At 61.2% G+C, this 7,009-nt stretch carries 6 protein-coding genes; 3 read left to right on the top strand and 3 right to left on the bottom strand.

Features of this window, described 5'->3' with window-relative positions:
• Positions 1-54: 54 nt before the first annotated feature.
• From E5S66_RS13315 to E5S66_RS13305, 3 genes are all read right to left on the bottom strand, one after another.
• On the bottom strand, positions 55-2,091 hold the full coding sequence (locus E5S66_RS13315) for a hypothetical protein (protein WP_138349993.1): 2,037 nt from the start codon (positions 2,089-2,091) through the stop codon (positions 55-57).
• A complete protein-coding gene (locus E5S66_RS13310) occupies positions 2,088-2,807 on the bottom strand; it encodes a helix-turn-helix domain-containing protein (RefSeq protein WP_138349992.1) in 720 nt (239 codons plus the stop codon). The genes E5S66_RS13315 and E5S66_RS13310 overlap by 4 nt, the downstream gene beginning before the upstream one ends.
• Positions 2,808-3,449: 642 nt before the next feature.
• Positions 3,450-3,848 carry a hypothetical protein gene (locus E5S66_RS13305; RefSeq protein ID WP_138349990.1) on the bottom strand — a complete coding sequence of 133 codons (399 nt, stop codon included), beginning with the start codon at positions 3,846-3,848 and terminating at the stop codon, positions 3,450-3,452.
• A 185-nt stretch (positions 3,849-4,033) separates the two neighbouring features.
• On the opposite strand from E5S66_RS13305, the gene E5S66_RS13850 reads away from it, so the two are divergent.
• From E5S66_RS13850 to E5S66_RS13290, 3 genes are all read left to right on the top strand, one after another.
• The gene (locus E5S66_RS13850) at positions 4,034-4,387 is read left to right on the top strand and encodes an HNH endonuclease (RefSeq protein WP_138349988.1); all 354 of its coding nucleotides are present in this window, start codon (positions 4,034-4,036) and stop codon (positions 4,385-4,387) included.
• A 109-nt stretch (positions 4,388-4,496) separates the two neighbouring features.
• Entirely contained in the window at positions 4,497-4,652 is a 156-nt protein-coding gene (locus E5S66_RS13295; protein ID WP_246037248.1) for a site-specific integrase, read from the top strand.
• Between the two features lie 229 nt (positions 4,653-4,881).
• Positions 4,882-7,008: a TonB-dependent siderophore receptor gene (locus E5S66_RS13290; protein WP_138349986.1), complete on the top strand. Its 2,127-nt coding sequence runs from the start codon at positions 4,882-4,884 to the stop codon at positions 7,006-7,008.
• Position 7,009 lies beyond the last annotated feature (1 nt).

The following is a 7,009-nucleotide window of genomic DNA, read 5'->3' as shown; positions in this document are numbered from 1 at the left end:
TACGCCCAAACGCTGGTATCCACTACTATCAACCCCGGACTCTAGATCAACCTGCTACTGAAAGCGGGGGGACGTCGCGGCTTCGTCAACGGCTCCGGTGATTTCTAGCGCGAGCCGTTGGCGAACGACATCCGGCAGATCGGTCGCGTTCGCCAATGCCATCGCGGCGTCCGCCTGGCGCCCAGACAGCGCCAATGCTTGCACTTCAAAGTTCTCCAGAAAGCCCTGATGGAAGTACGGACGAATGTGCTCGCGAATGGCGGGCCACTGATCGATGGAATCGCCGGGACGCTGCGCCAGCAGCAAAGCGACGCGCGCGCGCGCATCATTCATGTTCAATGCCCCGTACGTCGCGGCGCGCTGGTCGATCTTTTGAGCCAATTCCTTCTGATCAATGCCTAGGTTTGCCGCGAGCGCCAACGGCACCCACCGCGCGTGCTCTTCCGTCCCTACCGCATTCCAGTGCTGCAACACTTCCGCCGCAGCGGCAGTGGCTGTAGTGCGATCCTGCAGTTGCAGCCACAGGCAGTACTCCAGCGCCAACGCCGCCGTGTCGGAGATCTCGAGGCGCTGTGCGGCGCTGTAGAAACGCCGAAACATTGCCGCGGAACGCCGTCGCAAGATGAGGGTTTCCGCTCGATCCATCAGCGGCAGTTCATTCGCGACCGGCGGCCCTCCCAGGACAATGGTGCGCAGCTGTGGGGCAACGCTGTGCGCGACAAGCACGTTGGCACCGACCCATAGCAAAGCGGGACAAGCATCAAACGCCTCAGCCTGGATACGGTCCAGCCATTTCAAGGCCTCATCCCATCGCCCTTGCTTCACCATGTCCCCAAGCACCAGACAACTACCATCGGCATCGAGGTGGGCGGGCGTCAGCCCGACGGTTTCGATCCAGCGCAATCCCTCGCTTATATCCTCGCGGCGCGCGAGCGCGTAGCGAATTGTCTGGGCCGGCCCAGCGCGTTCGTCCACAATCAGCTTGCGGGCCTTCGCCACGTCCTTCTTGCTTAAGAGCAGAGCTTCAATCAGCGTTACGTGCGATTGTGGCGAGAGCACCTTGGCCTCGCTTAACAATGCGGCAGCAAAGTCGTGGTCCACGTCGGAGAGGACGCGTGCGCACCAGCTCAGGGCTAGCGCCCGCAGGGCTTTACCGCCCAGCTGACACGTTCCGCCGTCGCGAACGTCAGTTGCCAAGCGACGCGCTAGATCGGCGGGTTTAGCCTCGGGAAAAAATCGAACCGCTTTCAACCGTGCCAGCCGCCTTTCAACGTCGGCGTTCACCTGCTCGGTCGGCGGGTTCTCGGCCAGTGCCGCGGCTTCGAGCAGTTGCTGATAATCGCGGTGAGGCAGTGACTTGCGAGTTTCCTCTTCCAGCAACGTCTGTAAACCCACATAGCTCAGCTGGCGGCTGCCCGTAGCGTCAGTCGACACGCGCGTGGCCGCATCGATTACGGCTGACAGCAGTCGCCGGCCCTCGCCCCAAGGCAGGCGATGATCATGATGGGCGATTTCTGAAAGGCGCTCCTCCAGCTGCAGGCGTAGTCGACTGGTGTCGGGCTCGCTTGTTGCCCAAGTAATGGGGACAATGAGCTCGGCGAGAATCTCATCGGCCGACTTCGCCGTCAGGAACGAGTGCAAGCGGGACTTGGCGGGGGCTAATGCCTTCAGCACCGCGATGAGCGGCAAAGGATCAATCCCAAGCTTCTGCACGTCTCCCCAGTAGCTCAGCCCGGCTTTGCCTGCGGGGCGGTGGGTTCGTTTCTTCTCGGCGCCAATACGGCCCGTTGTGCGATAGACAAACGCCAAGCGCTTACCCGGGTTTCGCTCGCGCAGCTCTACGACACGGTCAAGAAATTCCAATGCGGAGTTCAGGGTCGTCGGCGCGGCCAGATGCTTCAGCTGATGAATTTCGGCCCCATCGCCCCTAACGACAGCGAGATCTTCGGCGACCTCTACGACGAGCGTTTCGCCGTCGCGCAGTTGCGCCCATGCTAGAGCAGTCGCGACATCTTGATAGTAATAGCCGCGCTTACTCCCAATGGCCTCGGTCCCGGGAACACCTTCCAGACGCGGAGCTTGGCGGCTCATGCAGGCGTCCCCTGCAGTTCCGTTTCAAACTTGACCAGACATCCCTCGAAACATACGGATGGCTTCACTTGGGATACTGGAAATTCAAAGGCCCGTCCCGTCACCGCGATGTCCACGTCTGCCGTTGACATCCACGTGTGGGCTGCGATGGGCTTGCGTTGGCGTTGGATGATCTCGGAGAATGTCGACGCGCTAGCTCGCAGCGCATCGGACAGGGTCGCTCGTTGAACCGGTCGCACCTGTGCTACCTCCTCACCGAGCGCGGTCAACGCATAAACCAACGCTTGGCGACGCCGGTTTGATTCAATCAAGCCCAAGTTCGCCAATTTGCGAATACGTCGATTGAAATTGCCCCGGTCAACGCCGAGCCAATTAGCCAACTCCTGCTGCGTCGGCTGGTCGCCCAGTGCGTTGAGGCGGGCGATCTCCTGCAGTGTTTCTAGTCCGTGCGGAATCGCGCGCGCCACTACCCGAAGATCACTCAGCCAGAGGTTCTGTGTGGTCCCATTGAGTACTTGAACAATTGTCGTTGCAACCCATAGATCGAAAGATGGCTGATGCAAGCCCAGTCCATGGCTGTGGATGGCGGTAGACGCTTCTTGAGCAGCAGCCCGCGCCTGCTCGATCGCTACTTGGCCATGTTCACTACGGGGTTGCGTGATGGCCCTGAGGACCTGTCCCACCAATCGCTCGAGTACTTCGGTGCTTGGTTGCATGGGGGCATGACCTTGCGAACAATCGTAGCCAATTGTAATCTTTAGGTCACCGTCATCCAGCTCTTTCCCTCCACGGGCTTAAGCGCTCTATCGATGATTCTGTTGCCGCTTCGGGTCGGAAGCCGCCCTTCCCTACCCCCGACAAAGGTCCCTAATCTGCTGCCCTCGCCTCCGGCGAGATGCGGCATCGGCTGTTTGAAATGCGCCATAGCCTGGATCGGCCGTCTCGTAAGTGTCCGTGACAACGGGGGTGAACCCTTTCTTCATCGGACTGCGGAAAGAACGCTTCTCCGGGCTTGGCGATATACCACGCCCCGATTAACGCATCGCAGTGCTCGCAGTGGTTGGCCAAGTACGTGGCGTTCGCCATCATTGAGTGACCGAACCGCATCCAGGGAGACCGCGCTCCTACCTGGTTCGCCGCTTCGACATTGAGCGCGCCCAGCTGCATGAATAGCGTGCAGTTCTCAGCGGACTCGTACCCCTCTTCGCCGAGCGCTTCATAGTCTGCAAGTCCTATCGCGCTGACCCGCGTGGCTGTCCGCACTTGTAGCAAGTGTGCGGACCGGTCAAGAGCGCAAAGCGCTGAGCGCGAATGAGTGGCCCTTTTGCTTCGCCAACTGTCAACGCCGTCATTGGAAACTAACCCGCCCCTCGTTCTTCTACCTGCGCCAGCAAAGCCTCCCTATCCATGCCCTTCAAGTGCTTTGCAAGATAGCTTGCACACAGGGTCTGGCCATCGGGGCGCGCATTGTTGACAGCATCTGCAGCCAAGATGATCGCGTGCAGCACGTCCTTGCGAGTTCGCCCCCCATGCGACCAGTCGGCAGGCAGCCGCGCAACCGCTCCGATCGCTTCCTTGCCGGAGAGATACTGCACCGCAGTGATCATCGACCAGTTCAGCCCGATTTCCTCCCGCAGGCGCCGTGCCGCATCTTTCTCGTGCAGTCGCTCCTCGATTACATCCAGGAGGGCCATGGCCGCCGCAGCGGTCTTGCCCTGAGAATCGAGGTGGCTCTTCTTGCGGGGGAACGGATGCATCAGGTTGATGATGATGGGACTATCCGCCCCATGTTGACAATGACCCGCACATAGCGGGATAACAGTGTTGCCGCGTGGGCAGAAGCCCCCGGTGTATTGCCTGCTTAGCTCAAGGCAACAGGTTCCCGATCGGATCGCGCAACGCGACGACGGGAGGTTCTTCCCCTGTTTTTCCTGGACTAAGCATGCCCAAGCTCCAACGACTCAGAACCCAAGCCTTCCACGCACAGCGCGGACTCTGCTGCTATTGCGGCCTCCCTATGTGGCAGGCCTCACCCGACGAGCTGAAAACGTTTGGCCTGCGTGCCCGCACGGTATCGCCATTACGTTGTACTGCCGAACACCTCGTTGCACAGCAGGATGGAGGCAAGGATGTGGTGGGGAACATCGCCGCCGCCTGCTGGCTGTGCAACACCCGCCGCCACAAGCGTAAGTCGCCCCCTCTACCCGAGGTCTATCGGGCCTTCGTGGCACGACGAATGGCAAAGGGGAAGTGGCATCCGCCTAAGGTCGCTAGGTTGCTTAGGGGCACATCATGAGCAGATCGTTGACTCAGCACCACACATGTGTCGACGAGGCAGTACGCCCGAATCCTCCATCGCTGGGTAGAAGAGGCTGGACTCCATCGGCGCCTACGGCACCCACCCGATGCGTAGGACCAAGGCCTCCCTGATCTACCGTCGCACTAAAAATTTACGTGCCGTGCAACCGCTTCTTGGCCGCACGACGCTTGAAAGCACAGTGCGCTATCTGAGCATTGAGATGGATGAAGCTCTAGAGATCGCCGAACAGATGGATATCTGAACTCACCAATCGATTGGGGCCTTGCGGGTGCACTGGCGCTCTCTGCTGCCGCTGGAACCAGCATCGACGGGGCCCTTTGAGGCGGCGCAACTTCTTCGCATGGTCTCGGGCATCCCGTCTTCACCGCGGCCCAGCTCAGGCTATTGCAAATGACAATCGTTCGCGTTTAAGGTGTGGGCACTGAATTGGCGCTTCCCGCCAATCCGCTTGCCTGAAGACTCCCTACCCCATGCCACGATTCCACCACCGCACGAATCACCTCCGCCTGTCCCTGCTGTCCGTCGCCCTCTCAGTCGCCGCACACGCTAATGCACAGACCATCCGATCCGGCCAGACGGAGACTGAGCCAACCGATCTGGACAAGGTGCTGGTGGTCGCACAGCGCGCAGACCGCATCAGCAACGGCGCCACCAACCTCGACATCCCGATCAAGGAAACCCCGCAGTCGATCAGTGTGGTGACCGCCGACCAGATGCGCGACTTCGCCGCCAACAATCTCAACGATGCCCTGCGCCTGGCTACCGGCATCCAGGTGGAGGAGTGGGAAACCAACCGCACCAACTATTTGGCGCGTGGTTTCGAGATCAAGAACACGCAGGTCGATGGCGTCGGCCTGCCCAATGACTGGGGCATCGTCACCGGCGCCATGGACGCGTTCGGCTACGAAAAGCTGGAAGTGATCCGTGGCGCCAACGGCCTGCTGACCGGCGTAGGCAATGCTTCGGGCACGATCAACTATGTGCGCAAGCGCCCAACCAACGAGGAGCGGGGCCTGCTCGGCGTGAGTGTTGGCTCGTGGGGCAAGCACCGCGTCGAGGTGGATTATTCGACCCCGCTCACCAGCGACGGCCGCTGGGCCGGCCGCGTGGTGACCGCGCGCGAAAGCAGCGATTCGTACCTGCGCGACTACAGCAACGACCGCAGTTTCCTGTACGGCGTGGTTGACGGCCAAGTGGGCGAGAACGGTACGCTGACCTTCGGCTATTCCTGGCAGCAGGCTGACTCCGACGGCAACATGTGGGGTGCGCTTACCTTCAACAACGCCGACGGCAGTCAGGCCGAATGGGACCGCAGCGCGTCGACGACCCAAGATTGGACCTACTGGAACACGGTCACCCGCACCGGATTCATCGAGTACGCCCACCATCTCGGCGAGTCGTGGAAGCTCAAGGCTTCGTACAACTATCGCGCCAACACCAGCGATGACCAGCTGTTCTTCGCCTACACCGTGACCGGGCTGGATCCGGTGGCGCATACCGGCTTGGTGGGCTGGGCGTACAAGGGCTATTCGTTGATGCAGTCGCACCTGGGCGACATTAGCCTGTCCGGCACCTTCGAGGCGTTCGGCCGGGAGCAGGACGCAATGTTCGGCTTGAGTTTGGCGCGCAGCCGCCAAGACTACCTGTACAACCCCACCGACTCCTCCAGCCCCGCGTTCGGCGTCTTGCCGCCCTTCCCCTATGCCGGCAACGCTGTCGCCGAGCCGGACTGGGGCGAGCGCGTCCTCGACAACCGCGCCGACCAGCGCCTCAAACGCGCCTACGGCGCCACCCGCCTGACGTTCACCGACCGATTCAAGGCGGTGGTGGGCGTCAACTGGGCGGGTTACGAGCGTGAAGGCGTGAACATCGGCGAAGCCTTCAGCCAAACCAAGACCAGTCCGTACGCCGGCCTGACCTTCGACTTCAACCAGGACATCTTGGGCTACGCCAGCTACTCGGACATCTATCAGCCGCAGGACCAGACTGACATCAACGGTGAGTATCTGGCACCGACCAAGGGCGTGAACTATGAGGTTGGCGTCAAGGCGCAATGGCTGGACAAGCGCCTGCTGACGACCTTGGCCTGGTTCAGCGCCAAGCAGGAAGGCCTGGCCAATTACATGGGCTACGACTTCGACGGCGGCCGTTACTACTACGCGCCGGTAGACGTGCAGTCCAAGGGCTTCGAATTCGAAGCTACCGGGAGGCTCGGCGAACGCACCCAGCTGGTGTTCGGTTACACCCATCTGCAGATGGACGGCGCAGACGGCCACGACACCTTCCCGTGGGCGCCGCGAAACACCGCGAACCTCACCGTGAGCACGCGCCTTGCCAGACTGCCGACGTTGTCGCTCGGCATCGGCGGGCGCTGGCAGGACCGCACCTGGACCGAGGAGAGCTACACCACGATGGTGGTGCGTCAGGGCAGCTACGCGGTGCTCAACGCCTTCGCAACCTGGGACATCCGCCCAAATCTGACCCTGCGCGCCAACATCGGCAACCTGGGGGATGCCAAGTACATCAACAGCATGTACCAGATCGGCTATTACGGCGCGCCGCGCAACTATAGCCTCGGTTTGGACTGGCGCTTCTGAG

Source organism: Thermomonas fusca, assembly GCF_005862345.1.
Taxonomy (GTDB): domain Bacteria; phylum Pseudomonadota; class Gammaproteobacteria; order Xanthomonadales; family Xanthomonadaceae; genus Thermomonas; species Thermomonas fusca.
Note: the sequence above shows the minus strand (reverse complement) of the source record. Positions and strands in the feature narration are given on the sequence as shown.

Bases quoted from the DNA above. Each gene is read 5' to 3' on its own strand.
- E5S66_RS13315 (WP_138349993.1), bottom strand. From the start codon at position 2,091: ATGAGCCGCCAAGCTCCGCGTCTGGAAGGTGTTCCCGGGACCGAGGCC.
- E5S66_RS13310 (WP_138349992.1), bottom strand. From the start codon at position 2,807: ATGCAACCAAGCACCGAAGTACTCGAGCGATTGGTGGGACAGGTCCTC.
- E5S66_RS13305 (WP_138349990.1), bottom strand. From the start codon at position 3,848: ATGCATCCGTTCCCCCGCAAGAAGAGCCACCTCGATTCTCAGGGCAAG.
- E5S66_RS13850 (WP_138349988.1), top strand. From the start codon at position 4,034: ATGCCCAAGCTCCAACGACTCAGAACCCAAGCCTTCCACGCACAGCGC.
- E5S66_RS13295 (WP_246037248.1), top strand. From the start codon at position 4,497: ATGCGTAGGACCAAGGCCTCCCTGATCTACCGTCGCACTAAAAATTTA.
- E5S66_RS13290 (WP_138349986.1), top strand. From the start codon at position 4,882: ATGCCACGATTCCACCACCGCACGAATCACCTCCGCCTGTCCCTGCTG.